The sequence below is a fragment of the Luteitalea sp. TBR-22 genome, from assembly GCF_016865485.1.
Classification (GTDB): Bacteria; Acidobacteriota; Vicinamibacteria; order Vicinamibacterales; family Vicinamibacteraceae; genus Luteitalea.
Genome location: NZ_AP024452.1, coordinates 1,165,806 through 1,185,023, shown reverse-complemented (window position 1 = coordinate 1,185,023; position 19,218 = coordinate 1,165,806). Strand labels below are relative to the sequence as shown.

The following is a 19,218-nucleotide window of genomic DNA, read 5'->3' as shown; positions in this document are numbered from 1 at the left end:
TCCCGCCCCCTCGCCGGCCGGACGCCGATGTCGGATGACCATCGGCCACGGGGACCGCATCGGTCCGTACGAAGTGACGGCGCTGGTGGACAGCGGCGGACAGGGCGACGTGTTCCTGGCGCGTGACGTCCGCCTGTCGCGCGACGTCGCGCTCAAGGTCGTGTCGGGCGAGCGCTTCGACCAACGGCGGCGCGCCCGGCTCGAGCGTGAGGCTCACGCCCTCGGGCTGATCAATCACCCCAACATCGCCACCCTCTTTGGGATCGAGTTCGCCGATGGCCTGGCGGCGCTGGCCATGGAGTTCGTCGAGGGCGAATCGCTGGCGGCGCGTCTCGCGAACGGCGCGCTGCCCGTGCCCGACGCGCTGCGGATCGCGCGCCAGATCGCCGACGCACTCCAGACGGCGCACGACCACGGCATCGTCCATCGCGACCTCAAGCCCGCCAACGTCATGATCCGCCGCGATGGCGTGATCAAGGTGGTCGACTTCGGCCTGGCCAGGCCCCTCGCCGAGGCCGGCGCAGGCGCGACCTCGCCCACGGTCACCGCCAGCGATGGCCGCGCGGCCGTCGTCGGCACCCCGGCCTACCTGAGCCCGGAGCAGGCGCGCGGCGCCGAGGTCGATCGGCAGGCGGACGTGTGGGCATTCGGGTGCGTGCTATACGAGATGCTCGTGGGCCGACGCGCGTTCGACGGCGCCACCGCCTCGGACGCGATCGCCAGCGTGCTGACCCGCGAACCCGACCTCGACATCCTGCCCGTTGCCGCCGGGGCCAGCATCCGTCGGCTCGTTCGCCGCTGCCTGCAGAAGGACCCGAGGGAACGCCTGCGCGACCTCGGTGACGCGCGACTGGAGATCGATGATGCCCTCGAGGCTCGTGAACCGATCGCCGAAGACCGGCGCGTCACGAGGCCAATGCTCTGGAGCCTTGGCGCGGTCCTGGCGCTGGCTGCAGCGGCGACGGCCCTGGCGCTGACGATTGCGGGGCCTCGGCGGGCTCCCCCGGCGCCGATCAGCCGACTGTCGGTCGTCCTCCCGGCTTCTGCGCAGCACGACCGACGGTCCTGGCAAAGCGTGGCGATTGCCAGGGACGGCGCCCGGATCGCCTACGCCACGCCCCGTGGCCTGGCGGTCCGATCGCGTGACCGGCTGGCCGTCGACGTCCTGCAGGACATCGGGACGTTTGCCACCGCACCGTTCTTCTCTCGCGACGGCTCCTGGCTCGGCTTCCTCGACGGATCAGAACTGAAGCGCGTCCCCGTGACGGGAGGTGCGGCGACGGTCGTCGCCGCGGTCGGCCACGGCGCGACGGCAGCCTGGGGCGACGACGCGATCGTCGTGGCCGACGCGCGGGGGCTGTTCCTGGTGTCGCCCGACGGAGGCGATCCGCGGCAGGTGACGACGGCCTCCTTCCGGGCCGGCGAGCACCCGGCCTACCCCCAGTTGCTTCCCGGCGGGGAGCGCGTCGTGTTCACCGTGCTTCCGGCCCACGCCCTCGTGTGGCGCGGATCGAGTGAGCCTGCTGGCGCACGCATCGACGCCGTCGACCTTCGCACCGGCGCGCGGAAGACGCTGCTGCACGGCGGGATCCGCGCCAGGGTGCTCACCACGGGACACCTCGTGTACCAGACGGGTCAGCGGCTCTTCGCGGTGAGGTTCGACGAGCGGCGGCTCGAAGTCACCGGGACACCAGTCGAGATCGAGTCCACCGGCGTCGACGAGTACGCGGTGTCCGAGGAAGGCACCCTGGTCTTCCCATCCGGCTCGCGAGGTCCGGCGACGCTCGTCTGGGCGGACCGCGCCGGCCACGAGGAGCCACTGGGCGCACCACCGCGCGACTACGTCTACGTCAGGCTGTCCCCGGACGGCACTCGAGTCGCCACGGTCGTCTACAACGCCCAGACCCGCGACGTCGAAGTGTGGGACGCGCGTCGTCGGACGCTCGTCAGGTTCACCGCCGACCCTGCCGACAACGGACTCGTCGCCTGGAGCCCGGATGGGACACGCCTCGCGTTCTCGAGCGATCGGTTCGGTACGGCGAATCTCTTCTGGCAGCACGCCGACGGCAGCGGTGAACCGGAGCGTCTCCGCGTGAGCGACCGCCTGAACCAGCCACTGGCGTTCACGCCCGATGGTCGCCTGCTCTTCTCGGCCGACGTCCCTGAACGTGTTCGCGACATCCACGCGCTGACGCTCGCGACTCGCGAGGTCTCGCCGGTGATCGCCTCGCCCGCGGCCGAACTCAACGCGCAAGTGTCGCCTGACGGACGCTGGATTGCGTACGACTCGAACGCGTCAGGGCAGTTCGAGGTCTACGTACGCCCGTATCCGGACACGACGTCAGGACGACAGTGGCAGGTCTCCGCAGGTGGTGGGCGGCAGCCAGCCTGGGGGAGGGACGGCCGTGATCTCTACTACCGGAGCTTCGCCGGCGACGTGATGGGCTGCCGGATTCCGGCAGGGCCGGCCTTCACGCCGGGCACGCCGAGCAGACTCCTCGACGGGGCCGCGTACGCCGGGGGCGGGTCGGTTGGCGGGGGCATGACGTACGACGTCGGCCGCGACGGCCGCTTCCTGATGATCAAGGCACGGGCGCCCGGCGACGGCACGGCCCCATCGCTCGTCGTCGTGCAGAACTGGTTCGAGGAACTGAAGCGCCTGGTGCCGCGCGACTGAGCGCGGACACGCAGGGCGAACGGCCACTGCGGGCTGCACCCGCGACCGCAGTACTCTCATCTCGAGGGGCGCAGCCGCGCCCCTCACAGTCGGAGACGTGCCATGACCTACCGCACGATTGCTTTCGCCCTCGCCACGACCGCCGTCGCGACGATGGGGCTGACCGCCCAGTCGCCGTGGTTCAAGGACCAACCGCTGCTGCCGGGCATCCATACTGCCGACCCGTCGGCGCACGTGTTCGGCGGCCGCCTGTACGTGTATCCCTCGCACGACATCGACGCCGGCGTGCCGCAGGACGACCTGGGCAGCCACTTCGCGATGCGCGACTACCACGTGTACTCGATGGATCGGGTGGGCGCCCCGGTGAAGGATCACGGCGTGGCGCTGGCCATCGAGCAGGTCAAGTGGGCCAGGCGCCAGATGTGGGCGCCTGACGCCGCCGAGCGCGACGGACGGTACTACCTGTACTTCCCCGCCAAGGACGCCGACGACGTGTTCCGCATCGGCGTCGCGGCGGGCACGAGCCCCAGCGGCCCGTTCACCGCCGACCCCGCGCCGGTCGCCGGCACGTACAGCATCGATCCGGCGGTGTTCCGCGACACCGACGGCGCGCACTACATGTACTTCGGCGGCATCTGGGGCGGGCAGTTGCAGCGCTGGGCGACCGGTACCTACAAGCGCGAGGACACGTACCCGGCGGCGGGCGCGCCGGCCCTCATGCCGAAGGTGGCGCGGCTGGGCGCCGACATGAAGACGCTCGCCGAGGCGCCGCGCGACGTGCGCATCCTCGACGCCGACGGCACGCCGTTGAAGGCTGGCGACACCGCGCGCCGCTTCTTCGAGGGCTCCTGGGTGCACCGGTACGGCGGCAAGTACTACCTGTCCTACTCGACCGGCGACACGCACTACCTCGTGTACGCGACGGCAGACTCGCCGTACGGCCCCTTCACCTATCGCGGGCGCCTGATGGAGCCGGTGCTCGGCTGGACGACCCATCACTCGATCGTCGAGCACCAGGGACAGTGGTACCTCTTCTACCACGACGCGCAGGCCTCGGGCGGGCAGACCCACCTGCGCAACATGAAGGTGACGCGCCTCACCCACCGCCCCGACGGCGCCATCGAGACCATCGTCCCGTACCGCACGACGGGCTGAATCTGCCCGTCGCTGTCGGCCGTCGAGGGCAGGGTGCGGTCTCCGACCGCGAGAGGTAGGGCGCGGTCTCCGACCGCGCCGTTAGTCAGCCAACGGCGGGGTAGGGACACCCCGCCCTACCGTTTCGCCCAACGGCGAGGTGGGACATCCCCCCTATCCCCTGGGCAGTCTTACAGAACTATTACAGAAGGCCGACGGGGTCCCGTGGCATCGTGAATGCTCAATGAGCGCACCCGTCAAGATCGCTTCCATCTACGGCCGAAAGGCCGCCCAGGGCCATGGCGTCAACTGGATCACGGTCATCGCGATGACCGCGTTCCACATCGGGGCCGTGGCTGCGTTCTTCTACATCGACCTCGGCGCGATGCTCGCCGCCGCGGTGATGTGGTTCGTCGCCGGCAGCCTCGGCATCGGCATGGCGTATCACCGCCTGCTGACCCACCGCGGCTACAAGACCTACAAGTGGGTCGAGTACTTCCTGACGATCTGCGGCACGCTCGCGCTCGAGGGTGGTCCGATTTTCTGGGTCGCCACGCACCGCATCCACCACCAGCATTCCGACCACGAGGGCGACCCGCACACGCCGCGTGAGGGCACCTTCTGGGCGCACATGGGCTGGATCTTCATGGGCAAGGCGATGCACCACGACACCGCCGTGCTGCGCCGCTACGTGCCGGACCTGAGCCGCGATCCCGTGCACGTCTGGCTGACGACCTGGCACTGGGTGCCGCAGGTGGTCGTCGGCCTGGCGTTCCTCGCCTTCGGTGGCATTCCGTACGTGCTGTGGGCCGTGTTCTTCCGCACCACCTACGGGCTGCACGCGACCTGGCTCGTGAACTCGGCGACCCACCTCTGGGGCTCGCGCCGCTTCAAGACCAAGGACGACTCGACGAACCTGTGGTGGGTGGCCCTGCTCACGTTCGGCGAGGGCTGGCACAACAACCACCACGCTCACCCGGTGTCGGCGCGCCACGGCCTGGCCTGGTACGAAGTGGACATCAACTACATCAACATCAGCATCCTGCGCGCCCTCGGCCTGGTCTGGGACGTCAAGGTCGCGCGCCTCGAGCACGTGCACCGCATGCCGCAGCAGACCGACGACGCCATCGACATCTCGTCGGCGGAACCCCTGGCGCTCGAGAAGTCGTAGCGCCGGACATCGCGACGCCGCGGTGGCACACCGCCCACCCACGAACGGCCCCGGCAACGGGGCCGTTCGTGTTTCTGGCGCGCCCACCGGCGGCCTTCGTCATTCGGCCCTGGGCCGTCGGGTGCGTCGCCCAAGGGCGACGCCTGCACCTTCCACCTTCCCCTTCCGCAGCCCTGAGCCATGAGCCTCGAGCCCTGAGCCGTTCTAGAATCGCCGTGTGACCCGCCGCAACACCGCGACGATCGTCTTCGTCTCGCTCTGCGTCGTCCTCGTTGCCGCCGCGGTCACCCTCAACGTCGGCTGGATCTACCTCCACGGCCGGCGGGTGCTGCCGCTGGTGCTCGGCGTGCTGGCCTTCGCGCTGATCATCGCCGGCATCATCGTGTACACCGTGTTCCTCGTGCGGGAACTGCACCGCAACGACCAGCAGGACGCCTTCCTCAACGCCGTCACGCACGAGCTGAAGACGCCCATCGCCTCGATTCGCCTGTACCTGCAGACGCTGCAGGCGCGCGAGGTGAGCGAGGCGCAGCGCGCCGACTTCTACCGGATCATGCTCGCCGACGCCGATCGCCTGCAGCAGACCGTGGAGCTGGTGCTGAAGGCCGGCGCCGCCGGCCAGCGACTCGCGCTGCACGAGCGGCACCCCGTCGACCTCGCCGCGCTCGCTGCCGAGGTGCTCGACGTGGCCCGCCTGCGGCACCACCTCGGCCCCGACGCCATGACGCTGGACACCAGGGCCGCCGAGGGCGCGTGGGTCGAGGGCGACGCCGAGGACCTCCGCAGCGTGCTGTCCAACCTGCTCGACAACGCCGTCAAGTACTCGCGCGGCCTGGTGCGCGTGACGCTCGACGTCGACGTGCCCGAATCCGACCGCGTGCGCATCCGCGTCTCCGACCAGGGTGTGGGCATTCCCCAGTCGCAGCTCAAGCGGATCTTCCGCCGCTTCCACCGGTTCCAGTGGCGCGGCTCGAAGGTCAAGGGCACCGGGCTCGGCCTGTACATCGTGCGATCCATCGTCAGGCGCCATGGCGGGCGGGTGTTCGCCGCCAGCGAGGGCGAGGGCCGCGGCTCGACGTTCACGATCGAGCTGCCGCGGATGGGACGTCCCTGATGGCGCGCCTGCTGGTGATCGAGGACGAGCCGCACCTCGCGATGGGCCTGCGCTTCAACCTCGAGGCGGACGGCCACGAGGTGACCGTCGCGACCGACGGCGAGAGCGGCCTGGCACAGGTGCGTGAGGATGGGGCCGCCTTCGACGCCGTGGTGCTCGACGTGATGCTGCCGGGCATCGACGGCTTCCAGGTCGCGCGGACGCTGCGCGAGCGGGGCGACTACGTCCCCATCCTGATGCTGACCGCGCGCGGCCGCCCGGAGGACGTCCTCGAGGGCTTCGACGCCGGCGTGGACGACTACCTGCCCAAGCCGTTCGAGCTGCCGATCCTGCTGGCGCGGGTGCGCAGCCTGCTGCGCCGCAACAGTTGGGCACGCGCGACGACGCCGGCGCCGCCAGCCGAGAAGCGCGCCGAGGTCCTCCGCTTCGGCGGCAACTCGTTCGATCCCGCCACGTTGGAACTGCGCGTCGGGTCGCTGCCCTACCACCTGACGGCGATGGAGGCCGACCTGCTGCAGTACCTGCTGCGCAATGCCGGCACGGTCGTGTCGCGCAAGGCGATCCTCGAGGACGTGTGGGACCTGCACGAGGAGACCGATACGCGCGCGATCGACAACTTCATCGTGCGCCTGCGGCGATTCCTCAACGAGGACCCCTCGCGGCCGCGCCACGTGCTGACGGTGCGCGGGATCGGCTACAAGTTCATCGCCGATCCCGTCGATCCGCCGCGCGAGGAAGGGCCGGCCGCGCCCAGGCGCCGCTGAGGCACCGCGCGGGCGATGCTGTCGCTCAGAGCTTCGGGAACTCGGTCACCCGCAGGTTGGTGCAGCCGTACGGCAGGAGCGTCACCTCCTCGACGGGCTCGGTGGTGATGGGGCGCGCCGGGTCGGACAGCCGCCGCTCCGCCACCGAGAACTCACCGGCCCAGCCCCGCACCAGCTTCCAGTCCGGGATGCGCCTGCCCGTGGTCCTCGCGATCATCCCCGCGCCGTCGGGCGAGAACGGCTGCGCCCCCACGGGCCGCTCCTCGAACCGGAGGGAGGAAGCCGGACTCGCCTCGTCGAGCACCAGGCCGTAGTTCCACGGCGTCGTCGGGCGCACCTCGTGGTCGGCGTGCGGCGGCTCGCGGTGCGGCTTGTCGGCGTTGACGCGCGTCCACTGCTCGCCGATGCCGAGCGCATACACCAGCGGCCCGCGCTCGATGGCCACGGCCTGCTGGTAGCGCTCGGTGACCCGGGCGGCCATCGGCAACCGCAGCGTCATCGTCACCGCGCCCTCCCACGCGCGCTCGACCCGGTGCAGCGCGCCAGGCGTCATCGCGACGGCGGCGGCTCCGGCGACGCGGCACGTCGCCCCGCGCGCCCAGCCCGGGACGCGCAGCGCCAGCGGGAAGCGCACGGGCCGCGAGGCGGTCACCGTGACGTCGATCGTCTCGCGGAACGGGTAGTCGGTGGCGACCTCGATGCGCACGGGCACGCCGCGGACCTCGGTCCGCACGTCGCACGGCGCCCATGCCGCCGCCACGAGCCCCTCGTCGCTGGTGCGCATCCACAGGTGCGCCACGAACTTCGGCCAGCCCTGGTGCATGTTGGCCGTGCAGCAGCCGAAGTTGGGTTCGAGGCCGAACAGGTTGGACTCGGGGCCGTTGGTCGACCAGCCGTGTTCGTGGTTGATCGTGCACTGCACCTGGTTGACCTGCTGGTCGTACTGGTGCGTCCAGCCGTCGGGGGCGACGGCGGCCGGCAACGCGTTGAACGCGAGGCGCTCCAGCCGATCGGCGAAGGCGACCTCGCCGAACGTCGCGAACAGGTGCTCCAGCGAGTACATGTACTCGACGACCGCACACAGCTCGGTGCCCTGCAGCGGGTTGCGTCCCGACAGGCACTCGTCGCCGGAGAACATCCCCGTCACCTGGCCGTGATGGCGATCGAGGCGCTCGATGAACGCCGTGGCGAACGCCCGGTCCTCGGGCCGTCCGTCGAGGCGCCAGGAGAGTGCCGCCGCCTTGGTCGCCATGGCGAGGTTGACGACGTGTCGGGACCAGGTCCAGAGGCCCCGACGAGGCGTGGGGACGTCGAGGGCGCCTGATTGGGCCAGGGCGCGGAAGTCGATGCCCTGCGCCCGCAGCTTGCGGGCGAGCGCGAGCAGCCACGGCTCGGGCGCGTGCGCGTGGACGTGGAAGATCGGCACCAGCCCCTCGAACCAGCGGAAGCGCCCCCAGTCGTAGAGCGGGGTGCGGTCGAGGCCACCGTCGAGCGCACGGAGGCTGCGCGTCACGGCCTCGAGCACGCGCCGATCGCCGGTGGCGTCGTGGTACTGCGCGAGGACCTTGTTGGCGAGGAGGATGGCCCGCTCCCACCCTTCCGCGTCGCCGCCGAACCAGCGACTGCGCCCGACGTCGGGCCAGAACTCGTCGAGGTGCCCGGTGAGGCCGTCGGCCTGGATGCGCAACTGGCGGGCCAGCCACCCCGCCGGCCGGATGGCGCCGACCGGCAGGGGGCGGAACAGGGGCGCGCCGACGGGGGCCGGCCGCGACCTGCCCTGCCGGTCGGCGTCAACGCTCTCGACCTCCGTCGAGGACGAGGCCGGGGCGGCCAGGGCGGAACCCGCCATGCCCGCCGTCACTCCCGCAAGAAAGGCGCGACGATGCATGGGCGCGATTATTGCTCTGCTTCCATGGTCTGAACGCTCCTGCCGTCAATCAGAGTGACTTACAAGCGAGGTCGGGCCACTCGGGCGGCTGTAAAGCGGACTATAGTCTTCCTATCTTGGCAATTGCAGGACAACGATCAAGCGGCTCGTCGCGCACGTTCGACGCGCCGGACGCGAGCGTTGGTTAGGTCTGAGCATCGAAGTTTTCGTGTCCCTGACGGCTCGTGTCGGGACTGGAGCGACGAATGAAGCGTGCCCTGTTGGCGGCCCTGGCGCTGTGCGCAGCCCTGGGCCAGGCGTCCTCGCAGCTCGAGGCGCAGTCCCCCGCCCCCCTCAATTTCTTCAAGAACTTCTTCATCACCGGCGACTACGCGGTCCAGGGCATCGGCCTGCGTGGCACCGGCGTCAACGGCGTCGCGACCGGTGACATCGTCATCGCGCCCTGCGCCGACGGCGACACCGAGCGCACCGGCTGCGTGCCCAGGGGCGTCGACGTCGTCGCGGCCTTCCTGTACTGGCAGGAGATCGCCGACAGCAGCGACCCGCTCTCGGGCGGTCGCGGGGTGACGTTCCGGGGCCAGCCCCTCAGCCTCCCGCAGTCGGCCGACAGCGTCGAGGTCCTGTTCGGGAAGAACCTCGGGCTCGGCAGCCCGCCCTGCTGGTCGGGTGGCGGCGGCACCGGCAGCGGCAGCGGCCAGAACAACCTGACGTTCACCTACCGCGCCGACGTGCTGCGCTTCCTGGACGTCGATCCGCAGACCGGCAAGACCGCCGGCTACGGCACGCACCGCGTCTCGCTGCCCGACACGCGCCGTGCGTCGGCCCTCGGCGCCAGCCTCGTGGTGATCTACCGCGACTCGTCGCTGCCCTACAGCGCCATCGTGCTCTACGACGGCACGTACTCGATGGCCAACGACACGCCGTCGATGACGCTGCCCGTCGTCGGCTTCTACGACGCCGACGACGTGAACCTGGCGGGCAAGCTCACCCACATCGTCGGCAGCGGCCAGGCCAACAAGGGCGAGACGCTGTTCTACAACGACACCACCTGGCTGAACCCGCTGACCGGCAGCGCCGGCCCGAACTGGGACAACCCGACGTTCAACGTCACCGTCGATCCCTCGCGCCGCAGCATCGTGACGGGCGGGCGACCGGGCGGCACCGGCAGCTTCGACTGCCTCACCTGGGCCGCCGTCGTCTACAAGACCCCGGTCAACGACGACGACAAGGACGGCCTGCTCAACCTGTGGGAGACCTCGACGACGCCGGTGGTCGACCCGTACGGGCGCGAGCTGCCACTGCTGTCGAAGATGGGCGCCAGCGCCACCACGCCCGACATCTTCCTCGAGGTCAACTACTTCAAGACCGACACCGAGCGCACCTACGGCACCGAGCCGCTGCCGGCCCATTCGCACCTGCCCTCACCGCAGGCGGTGCGCCTGTTCGGCGACATGTTCAAGGCCAGGGGCATCAACGTCCACATCGACCTGGGCCAGGACTACAACGTCGGCACGGAGACCTTGGCCGAGCAGTACCTCGTGCGCGACACCGTGGCGGGTGAAGGCCTGGCGCGAGGCGGCGAGTGGCTCGACGAAGGCGTCACCGCGTGCACGCCGCCGGCCGGATCGCCCCCCTGGACGTGCCAGTTCGGCGCCTACCCCGGCACGATCGGCTGGAAGACCGGCCTGCGGCGCGTCCGCGACTCCGTCCTCGTCGACCCGCCCGCCGAGACTCCGAACGCTTGCGACCTGCCCGGCAACAGCTGTGAGCGTCGCTTCGACGACGTGCGTCGCGACATCTTCCGGTACGCGCTCTTCGCACACCACATCGGCATCCCGAAGTCGACGCGCCCCTGCGTGAACCCGACCACCGGCGCACTGCTCGAGGACGTCGGCGGCGCCTGCCCGGCGGGCAGCCAGCGCAATCCCGATTTCAACGTGCCGCGCACCTACAGCGGCATCGCCGACTTCCCCGGCGGCGACCTCATCGTCGCTCTCGGCGGCTTCAAGGACGCCCAGGGGCTGCCGATCGGCACGCCGTTCATGCAGGCGGCGACCCTGGCCCACGAGTTCGGCCACACCGCGGAGCGTCGTCACGGCGGCGAGCCGTTCGAGCCCAACTGCAAGCCGGGCTACCTGAGCGTGATGAACTACCTGTACCAGCTGCGCGGGCTGGTGGACGACAACGGTACGCCGCACATGGACTTCTCCGATGGCACGCCGTTTGTGACCATCGACGAGTCGGCCGTGCAGGACGGCGTGTACAACACCACCCCGTATCGCCTCGGCTGGTATGCGCCGCTCGACTTCAGCTACCTCGCAGGACAGCGCCACCCGGCGCGGTCGCGCTGCGACGGGTCGCCGCTGCAGAACGGCGAGCGCATGATTCGCATCGACGCGCGCGCCTCCGCTGACCCGATCGACTGGAATGCCAACGGCACGCTCGAGACGGCGACCTTCGCGCAGGACGTCAACTTCAACGGCTTCGTCAACGGCTCCGACTCGCCGACCGGGTCCGCTCCGCTCAAGGCGGCCTCCGACGACTGGTCGAACCTGAAGTTGAACCAGGTGGGCTCGCGCCGCAACGTCGGCGGTCAGTACCGCAAGGCCAACGGGACGCTCGCCGTCGGCGCGCTGTCGCTGTCGATGGGCAAGCTCGATCTGGGCCTGACCGACCTCGGCAAGCTCGATCTCGACGCGGGCAAGCTCGATCTGGATGCCGGCAAGCTGGATCTGGACGCGGGCAAGCTCGATCTCGGCAAGCTCGACCTGAGCCTGGGCAAGCTGGATCTCGGCAAGCTCGATCTCGGCAAGCTCGATCTCGACCTCGGCGCGGCACAGGAGGGCAGCGGCGACATCGGCCGTGGCGACTTCGGCGGCGGCGACCTGTTCGTCAACGACCCCGAGAACCCGCTCGGCGAGATTGATGCCTCGATGGCCGCCGACCTCGCGCGCACGCCGCCCAACGAGTTCCGGGTGTGTGTCGTGGGCGTGGACGCCGGCTGCGCAGCACCAGGGGCGGGCCCGAGCGACGTGGTGGCGCGCTTCAACGCCCCCAACATCGGCGGCGTGGCAGCGTTCAAGTTGTTCCGTGTCGATGGCGCCACGCTGACGCCGCAGGCCAGGTGGACGCAGGTGAACGTCGTGCCCGCCGACCCGGACAAGCCGCAGGACGAGGACTACGTCGTCATCGACGCCAGCGAACTGGTGGACGGCGCCAGGTACACCTACTTCGCGGTGGCCAACTACCAGGCCGACGCGTTCCAGGGCGGCATCGACAGCGACCCGTCGAACCTGCGCACGATCACCGGCCGCAACCTGCCGCTCGTCGCCGGTGCCGACACCTACGGCACCGACGAGGACACCGCCCTCGTGGTGGCGGCGCCCGGCGTGCTCGGCAACGACAAGGACGAGGACAGCCCGGTGACGCTGTCGGCCTCGCTGATGTCCGGGCCGGCCAACGGCACGCTCGTGCTCAACGCCAACGGCGCGTTCACGTACACGCCGAACCCGAACTTCAGCGGCGTCGATGGCTTCACGTACCGCCCGGCGGCGGGCAGCAGCGTGACCGGCACGGTGTCCATCACCGTGCGGTCGGTCAACGACACGCCGACCATCAGCGGCCTGCCGCCCCAGGTGACCATCGAGCAGGGCGCGGTGGCCGGCCCGATCGCGTTCACGGTGGCCGACGCCGAGGGCGCGGGCGCGCTGTCGCTCACCGGATCGTCGAGCAACACGGCGCTGGTGCCCAACGGCAACATCGTGTTCGGCGGCGCAGGCGCGTCGCGCACCATCACGGTGACGCCGGCGGCAGGCCAGGCGGGCACGGCGACGATCACCGTGCGGGCCACCGACCCGGACGGCCTGTGGGCGACGGCGGCCTTCGCGCTGACGGTGAACGCCAACGGCGCGTACACCTTCGTCGGGCTGAAGAACGCGCCGCCGCCGACCGGCGCCACGTTCAAGGCCGGCAGCGCCATCCCGATGTCGTGGCGATACCAGCGCGGCTCGACCGTCGTCGACAGCGCCAACCTGACGTACACGATCCGGTTCGCGGGTCCGCTGCCGCTCAAGACACAGGTGAACACCGACACCGGCAACAGCAACTTCCGGTACTCGAACTCCAGCAAGAGCTGGCAGTTCAACCTGCAGACCAAGGACCTGAGCACGGGCCGCGGCCTCGCGCCGGGGACGTACGAGGTGACCATCACCCCGAACGACCCGCGCTACGCGCCGAGCCCGACGTTCACGGTGACGTTGGTGAAGTAGGCAAAGGGCCGCAAGGCTCATGGCCTGCGGCCTGCGGGCCACGGCCTACGGAATGGACACGACCCCGCTCCTCGGACTCGAGGGGCGGGGTCGTGTTGTCTCGGGGATCGGGGATCGCGGATCGCGGATCGGGGATCGCGGGTCGGGATCGGCGTCGGGGATCGCGGAACGCGGTTGGCGTCCGGCACGTCGCGGTCGGGTCCCAGCTGAGGGGCAGTGATCGGGTGCGGCGCCTCACTGAGCGTCGACGGCCGAGGGCGACTTCTTCAGGCGCGCCCGGATGTCGTCGGCCAGGGGGTCCTGCTCGGCCTGGTTGCGGAGCGCGAGGTAACGGCGGTACGCATCGCCGTAGGCCGCGGTGCCCATCGCCTCGCGGGCGCGGCCGAGGTAGTAGTACACGGGAGGGAAATAGCCGGAGGTCGGCTCCTCGTCGAGGAACAGCGACAGGGCCTCGCCACTGCGCTTGAGGCACTTGTCGAACTCGGAATCGGCCTGCGGATAGGCCTCGGCGGCCAGGTAGGCGCGTCCCAGGTCGAAGTGGCCGATCCAGGTGTCGAGCATCTCGTTGGCTTCCTTCAGCGTGCGCACGGCGGCGCGCGCGGCGCCGCGATCCAGCAGCACGATGCCCTCGAGCAGCTTGCCGTAGGCCACCGACTCGTCCTGCAACGAGTCCACCAGGCCGGTGGCCAGCGCCGAGGCCTTGGACTGCGCGCCGGCCTCCGCGTACACGCGCCCGGCCACGAACCGCACCTGCACGCTCGCCCCGTGCTCGACGGCCTTGTCGGCCGCGGCAATGGCTTCCTTGCGGTTCCCGCGCGAGAGCTCCGCGTAGGCCAGACCGAGGAACTTCGTGGCGGCGCGCTCGGGCTCCTCGGCCTTCAGGTCGGCCGTCGCGCCCTCGGCGAACATCCGCACCGCGTCGTCGAAGCGCCCCTCGAAGAGCGCGATGTCGGCCAGGCCCGACACGGTGTAGGACGGACCGGCGGACTTGCCGAGCGACTCGTAGGCGGCGGTGGCGGCGCCGAAGTCGCGCTGGCCGAGCTTGCTGAGCGCGAGCGCCTGCAACGCCCATCGGTCGCCGAGCTGCTGCGCCACGAGGGCGTCGCGCTCGCCCGTCTGGAAGTCGCCCGCGTAGGTCGAGTACAGCGAGGCGTTGAGGCGATACAACGAGCGCTTCGGCAGGATCTCGACGACGCGCTTCATCTCGTCGCGGGCGCGGGCCATCTGGCGCAGCTTGGTCGAGCAGAGGGCGAGGTTGTTGCGGGCGGCGACGTCGGCCTCGTACTGCGCGAGCAGGTCGCCGTATTCCTTGACGCAGGCGGCGTAGTCGTTGGTGAGGTAGTACAGCAGGCCGCGGGTGCGGAAGCGCTCGCGCTCGGTCATGCGGTCGACGTGGCGGAGCGCTTCGCGGATGTGCCGCTCGGCTTCCTGCGGCTGCCCCATGTTGGCCGTGGTGGTCGCCAGGCCCGCGTGCGCGAGGCCGAAGTTCGGGTCCACCTTGATCGCGCGCTCGAAGGCGGCGCGCGCCTCGGTGAACTGGCTGTTGGAGAGGGCCTGCATCGCCTGCGCGTACTCGCGCACCACCTCGAGCGAGGTGGCCGAGATCTTCTCGGTGCCGAAGCGGCGGGCCGAGTCGGACGTGTTGTCGCCGAGGGCGGTGCGGAGCCGGTTGCCCAGGTCGGTCGCCACGCCCAGCACCCCGTCCTTGTTGGACGCGTCGTCGGTCTCGTTGGCGATCTCGTTGCCGGTGACGCTCTCGGCGGCCTTCAGCGTGACGCGATAGCCGCTGCCGTCGCGGGCGATGGCGCCGGTGAGGACCACGCCGACGCCCTGCTGCACGGCGAGGGCACGCCCGGCCTTCTCGTCGAGGACCTCGGGAGGCACCACGCCGAGGTTGCGACGGATGCCGTTGCGGTCGTGCGCGCTGATGAAACCCGCGCCTTCGAGCGCGAGGCGGAGCATGGGTTCGAGCGCGCCGTCGAAGGTCCTGTCGCCCGTCTCGTTCTTCAGGTCGGTGATGAGGATCGAGACGGGCTCGTGCTTCTCGGGCACCGCCGGGCCGCGGGCGGCCCAGTACGTGGCGCCGAGCAGCATCGCCACGCCGAGGGAGGCCGCGGTGGCCTGCTTCCAGGTGATGCGCTGGGCGAGCGGGAGCGGGACGCCGTGATCGTCGAGCTTGGCGAGTTCGGACTCGAGCTGCCGCGAGGTGGCGAAGCGATCGGCCGCCTCGGGCTGTACGCACTTCATGACGAGCGACTCGACGGCAGCGGGGATCGTCGCGTCGATGGTGCGCAACGACGGCGGCGCCTCGCGCATCCGCTTCTGGAGCTCGGCAATCGCACTCTTCTGCCGTTCGGCGCGGACGCGCCCGAGCAGCAGGTCGTAGAGGATCAGGCCGAAGGCGTAGATGTCGGCGCGCTGGTCAACGGCCTCGCCGCGCGACTGCTCGGGGGCCATGTACTCGATCGTGCCGACGATCATCCCGCTCTGGGTCTGCTCGGCCATCCGGGTGGCGCCGGGGTCGGTCCCGCTCTCGGTGGCGAAGTTGGCGGCCACGACGGCGTCGGCCGCGATGCCGCTCTCGGTCGAGCGCGCCACGCCGAAGTCCATCACGAGGCCCTCGCCATCGGGCGCCACCATGATGTTGGCCGGCTTGAGGTCGCGATGGACGACGCCCGCGTCGTGGGCGGCGGCCAGGCCGGAGATCACCGTGCGCGCGAGCTTGAGGACCCGCTCGACGGGCAGCTTGCCTTCCCGCTTGAGGACCGTTGCGAGATCCTCCCCCTGCAGGTACGGCATGGTGATGTACTTCACGCCGTCGAGCTCGCCGATGTCGTGGACGCGCACGATGTTCCGGTGCGTGACCTTGCGTGCCAGCAGGAGTTCCTGCTTGAACCGGCGCTCGAGCAGTTGCGCCGTCTCGGGGTCGGCCGCCAGCTCCTTGCGCACCGTCTTGATGGCGACGGCCACGCCCAGCTCGTTGTCGAGCGCCTGGTACACCGCGCCCATGCCGCCGGCGCCCAGCAGCTTGATGATGTGGTAACGCTCGCCGAGCTGCTTGCCCACGAGATCGCCGGCCTGCCCGCCGGCGGCCGTCGCCGGGCGGCCTGGAGCCGTCGCCCGCACCGTGCGGGTCGGGGCGGTCCGCGTCTGCAGGCGCGTGGCCTGCCGCGTCGGCGGTGCGATCACGCCAATCTGCGTCTGCTCGAGGCCGTCGGTGGACGGCTGCGCCTCCGGCGACACGTTCCCGGGCCCCACGGCCGGCATCGGCGCGACCGGCGTCACCGGAGCGTCGGCCAGCGACGTGGCAGGACGAGGCACCGCGGGCGTGGCGGTGGTACGCAGCAGCGGGGTGTCGGGGGCCCGACCGATGCCCAGGCGCGAGATCGGGATGCCGATGTCGGTTGCCGCGAGGTCCGGCGCGGGCGTGGTCAGGGGGGCCTGACACGCCGGGCAGAACTCCGCAGACTGGTCGGCTGGACTGCCGCACCGGGGACAAGTCATGTTCGGTGGATGGTCGGCCACGAGGACGCAACCGGCCACACGGGATCTTATGTCAGGTCCAACGCGAGCGGGACCGGGTACGAACACCGTTCACTGCCGCAGACGCTCCCCGAACCAGTCCGCCATGACGGCGACTTCCTCCGGCAGGGTCGGCCACGGGTGGCCGCCCCCGGGTTTCACGATCAGGCGGGCCTCTCCCCCGGCGTCCTTGAGCACGCGGACCATCTTCTCGGACTGTTGCAACGGCACCGTGGCGTCGGCGTCGCCGTGAATCAACAGCACGGGCGGCAGCGCCCGCGTGACGCGTCGGGCCGGCGAGATCTCGCCGGCCTTGCGCGTCACCTCCTCGGCGGTCCGCCCCGCCACGCCTCCGGCAAACAGCAGGCCCCCGAGCCGGTCGAGGGGCGGCGCGCCGGTGCCGAACTCGAGGAAGTCGGTGGGTGGGAAGAAGAGGGCCGCGGCGCGGATACCTAGGTCGGGCTGGGTGGCAAGGGCAAGCAGGGCCAGGTGCGCGCCGGCCGAGGCCCCCGTCATCCCGAGGCGATCCGGGTCGACGCGGTACTCGGTCGCGTGCGCGCGGATGTAGGCCACCGCCCGCCCGACGTGCGCGGCCATCGCGTCGGCGGTGAACGCCGTGCGTGACCCGGGCCGCACCATGAACACGGTGTAGCCGCGCGCGCAATGGATGTCGAAGATCTTCGCGCGCAGGTGGTCGCGCACCTGCGCCTCCTCGGAGTACCACGCGCCCGAGAGCACGTCGATGATGCCGAGGCCGTTGGGCGTGCCCGTGGGCGTGAACACGTCCATCACGAGCCCGACGCCCGAGGCCAACCCGAAGACCACGTTCTCCTGCCGCCGCCAGGCCGCCCCGTCCTGCGCGCCCGCCGCGGCCACGCCCGCCATCCACGCCAACAGTGCCACCAGGGCCACTCGCATGGGGCACATGGTAACGGCTTCCCTCGACACGTTGGCGACGGCACCGCACGCCAGTGATCGCCGTCCGACGTCTGGCCTTCGTCGCTCGTGGTTCGGCGTTCGGCGTTCGGCGTCACGCGTTACCCTGTCCCCGTGGCGACCGACGATCAGGTGCGCACCGTGTTGACGCTCGCCTGGCAGGTGCGCGACGAGGCCGAGCAGCTGCGCGACCTCCCGGATGCCGGCCAGGTCGTGACGTTGGGGCGCGCCACCGCCAACGACGTGGCCGTCGACCATCCCACGGTGTCGCGTCGGCATGCCGACCTGGTCGTCGGCCTCGGCTCGTGCACGCTCCGCGATCTCGACAGCACCTATGGCACCCGGCTCAACGGCGCCCGCGTCGTCGGCGAGGCACGCGTGGCCCCGGGCGACGCGTTCATGCTGGGCGGCGTGCGCTTCACGCTGGGCCAGCGCACCGAGGTCATGACGGCCGCCGACGGGCTGACCGATGACGGGCACGAGATCGACATGGCCACGACCATCGTGCGTCCGATCGCGCCGCCGACCGCGCCAACGCCGGCCGTCGCTGGCGTGACCACGGAGGCTCAGGCCGCCGAGGCGACGCAGGCCTCGCGCCTGGTCAGGCTGCTCTCGCAGATCAGCACGACGCTCGTCCAGCAGCGCGACCTGCCCAAGGTGCTCGAGACGGTGGTCGACCTGGTCTTCCAGGCGGTGTCGGCAGAGCGCGCCATCCTGCTGCTCCGCGAGTCCTCGTTCGACCCGCTCACGGTGCGGGTGGCGCGCGGCGCCGACGGCCAGACGCTGCACGACGCCCGCCTGAGCCGCACGGTCGTCAACATCGTGATCCGCGATCGGGTGGCGATGCTGGCCGACGATGCCCTGGTGGACAGCCGGCTCGACCTGGCCCACAGCGTCCGCGCGCTGAGCATCAGGTCGTTCATGTGCGCGCCCCTGTGGAACCGCAACGAGGTGATCGGCGTGCTGTACGCCGACACGCCGCGTTCGCGGAAGTTCTCCGAGGATGACCTCGCCGTGTTCGTCGCGCTGGCCAACTACGCGGCCGTGGCCATCGAGCATGCCCGACTCACGGCGCGCCTGTTCGAGGAGTCGCGCCAGCGCGAGCGCCTGCAGCGCTACCACTCGCCCGGCGTCGTCGAGCGCATCCTGCGCAGCGACACCGAGGCGGGCGCGTTCGACACCCAGGTCCGCGAGGTGACGGTCATGTTCGTCGACCTCGTGGGCTTCACGACGCTCTCCGAGGGACTCGAGCCCGACGCGGTCGCGGCCTTGCTGAACGAGTTCTTCCACGAGATGGCCGACGTGCTGTTCGACCACCAGGGCACCCTCGACAAGTTCATCGGCGACGCGATCCTCGCGGTCTTCGGCGCGCCGCTGCCGCAGGAGGATCACGCGGCCAAGGCCGTCGATGCGGCGCTGGCGATGCGTCGGGAGCTGGCCGCGCTGAATGCGCGCCATCCCGACCGGCTGCCGCTGCGGATGCGCATCGCGATCCACACGGGCCGGGCGCTGACCGGCGACATCGGCTCGCCGATGCGGCGGGAGTTCACGGTGCTGGGCGACGCGGTGAACACCGCCTCGCGCCTCGAGAGCACGGTCGCGGCGCCAGGGCAGATCGTCGTGTCGCTGGCGACCCTGGAGCGGGCCGGCGGACGGTTCCGGACGACGCCGCTCGGGCCGGTCACGCTCCGCGGCCGCCAGTCGGTGATCGAGGTGTATGCGGTGGAAGACTGATCCCCGGTCG

The 19,218-nt window shown here is 70.8% G+C and carries 10 protein-coding genes; 7 read left to right on the top strand and 3 right to left on the bottom strand.

What is annotated here, in order from left to right:
- The first annotated feature begins 34 nt into the window (after positions 1 to 34).
- The 5 genes from TBR22_RS04870 (at position 35) to TBR22_RS04850 (ending at position 6,860) form a co-directional block, all read left to right on the top strand.
- Positions 35 to 2,677, top strand: a complete 2,643-nt coding sequence (locus TBR22_RS04870) for a protein kinase (RefSeq protein WP_239491833.1) — start codon at positions 35 to 37, stop codon at positions 2,675 to 2,677.
- A gap of 102 nt (positions 2,678 to 2,779) precedes the next feature.
- Entirely contained in the window at positions 2,780 to 3,832 is a 1,053-nt protein-coding gene (locus TBR22_RS04865) for a glycoside hydrolase family 43 protein (RefSeq protein WP_239491832.1), read from the top strand.
- Between the two features lie 223 nt (positions 3,833 to 4,055).
- On the top strand, positions 4,056 to 4,982 hold the full coding sequence (locus TBR22_RS04860) for a fatty acid desaturase (protein WP_239491831.1): 927 nt from the start codon (positions 4,056 to 4,058) through the stop codon (positions 4,980 to 4,982).
- 217 nt (positions 4,983 to 5,199) lie between these two features.
- A complete protein-coding gene (locus TBR22_RS04855; RefSeq protein ID WP_239491830.1) occupies positions 5,200 to 6,096 on the top strand; it encodes a sensor histidine kinase KdpD in 897 nt (298 codons plus the stop codon).
- Complete coding sequence (locus TBR22_RS04850; RefSeq protein ID WP_239491829.1) at positions 6,096 to 6,860, top strand: response regulator transcription factor; 765 nt, start codon at positions 6,096 to 6,098, stop codon at positions 6,858 to 6,860. Before TBR22_RS04855 ends, TBR22_RS04850 begins: the two co-directional genes overlap by 1 nt.
- Positions 6,861 to 6,885: 25 nt before the next feature.
- Here the strand turns inward: TBR22_RS04850 and TBR22_RS04845 are convergent, their stop codons facing one another.
- A complete protein-coding gene (locus tag TBR22_RS04845; RefSeq protein WP_239491828.1) occupies positions 6,886 to 8,748 on the bottom strand; it encodes a beta-L-arabinofuranosidase domain-containing protein in 1,863 nt (620 codons plus the stop codon).
- A 245-nt stretch (positions 8,749 to 8,993) separates the two neighbouring features.
- On the opposite strand from TBR22_RS04845, the gene TBR22_RS04840 reads away from it, so the two are divergent.
- Positions 8,994 to 13,016 (top strand): Ig-like domain-containing protein, encoded by a 4,023-nt coding sequence (locus tag TBR22_RS04840; RefSeq protein ID WP_239491827.1) that lies wholly within the window; start codon positions 8,994 to 8,996, stop codon positions 13,014 to 13,016.
- A gap of 234 nt (positions 13,017 to 13,250) precedes the next feature.
- Here the strand turns inward: TBR22_RS04840 and TBR22_RS04835 are convergent, their stop codons facing one another.
- Positions 13,251 to 16,520, bottom strand: a complete 3,270-nt coding sequence (locus tag TBR22_RS04835; RefSeq protein WP_239491826.1) for a protein kinase — start codon at positions 16,518 to 16,520, stop codon at positions 13,251 to 13,253.
- Positions 16,521 to 16,610: 90 nt separating this feature from the next.
- Positions 16,611 to 17,456: a S9 family peptidase gene (locus TBR22_RS04830; RefSeq protein ID WP_239491825.1), complete on the bottom strand. Its 846-nt coding sequence runs from the start codon at positions 17,454 to 17,456 to the stop codon at positions 16,611 to 16,613.
- A gap of 132 nt (positions 17,457 to 17,588) precedes the next feature.
- On the opposite strand from TBR22_RS04830, the gene TBR22_RS04825 reads away from it, so the two are divergent.
- Positions 17,589 to 19,208 carry an adenylate/guanylate cyclase domain-containing protein gene (locus TBR22_RS04825; protein ID WP_239491824.1) on the top strand — a complete coding sequence of 540 codons (1,620 nt, stop codon included), beginning with the start codon at positions 17,589 to 17,591 and terminating at the stop codon, positions 19,206 to 19,208.
- Positions 19,209 to 19,218: the final 10 nt, after the last annotated feature.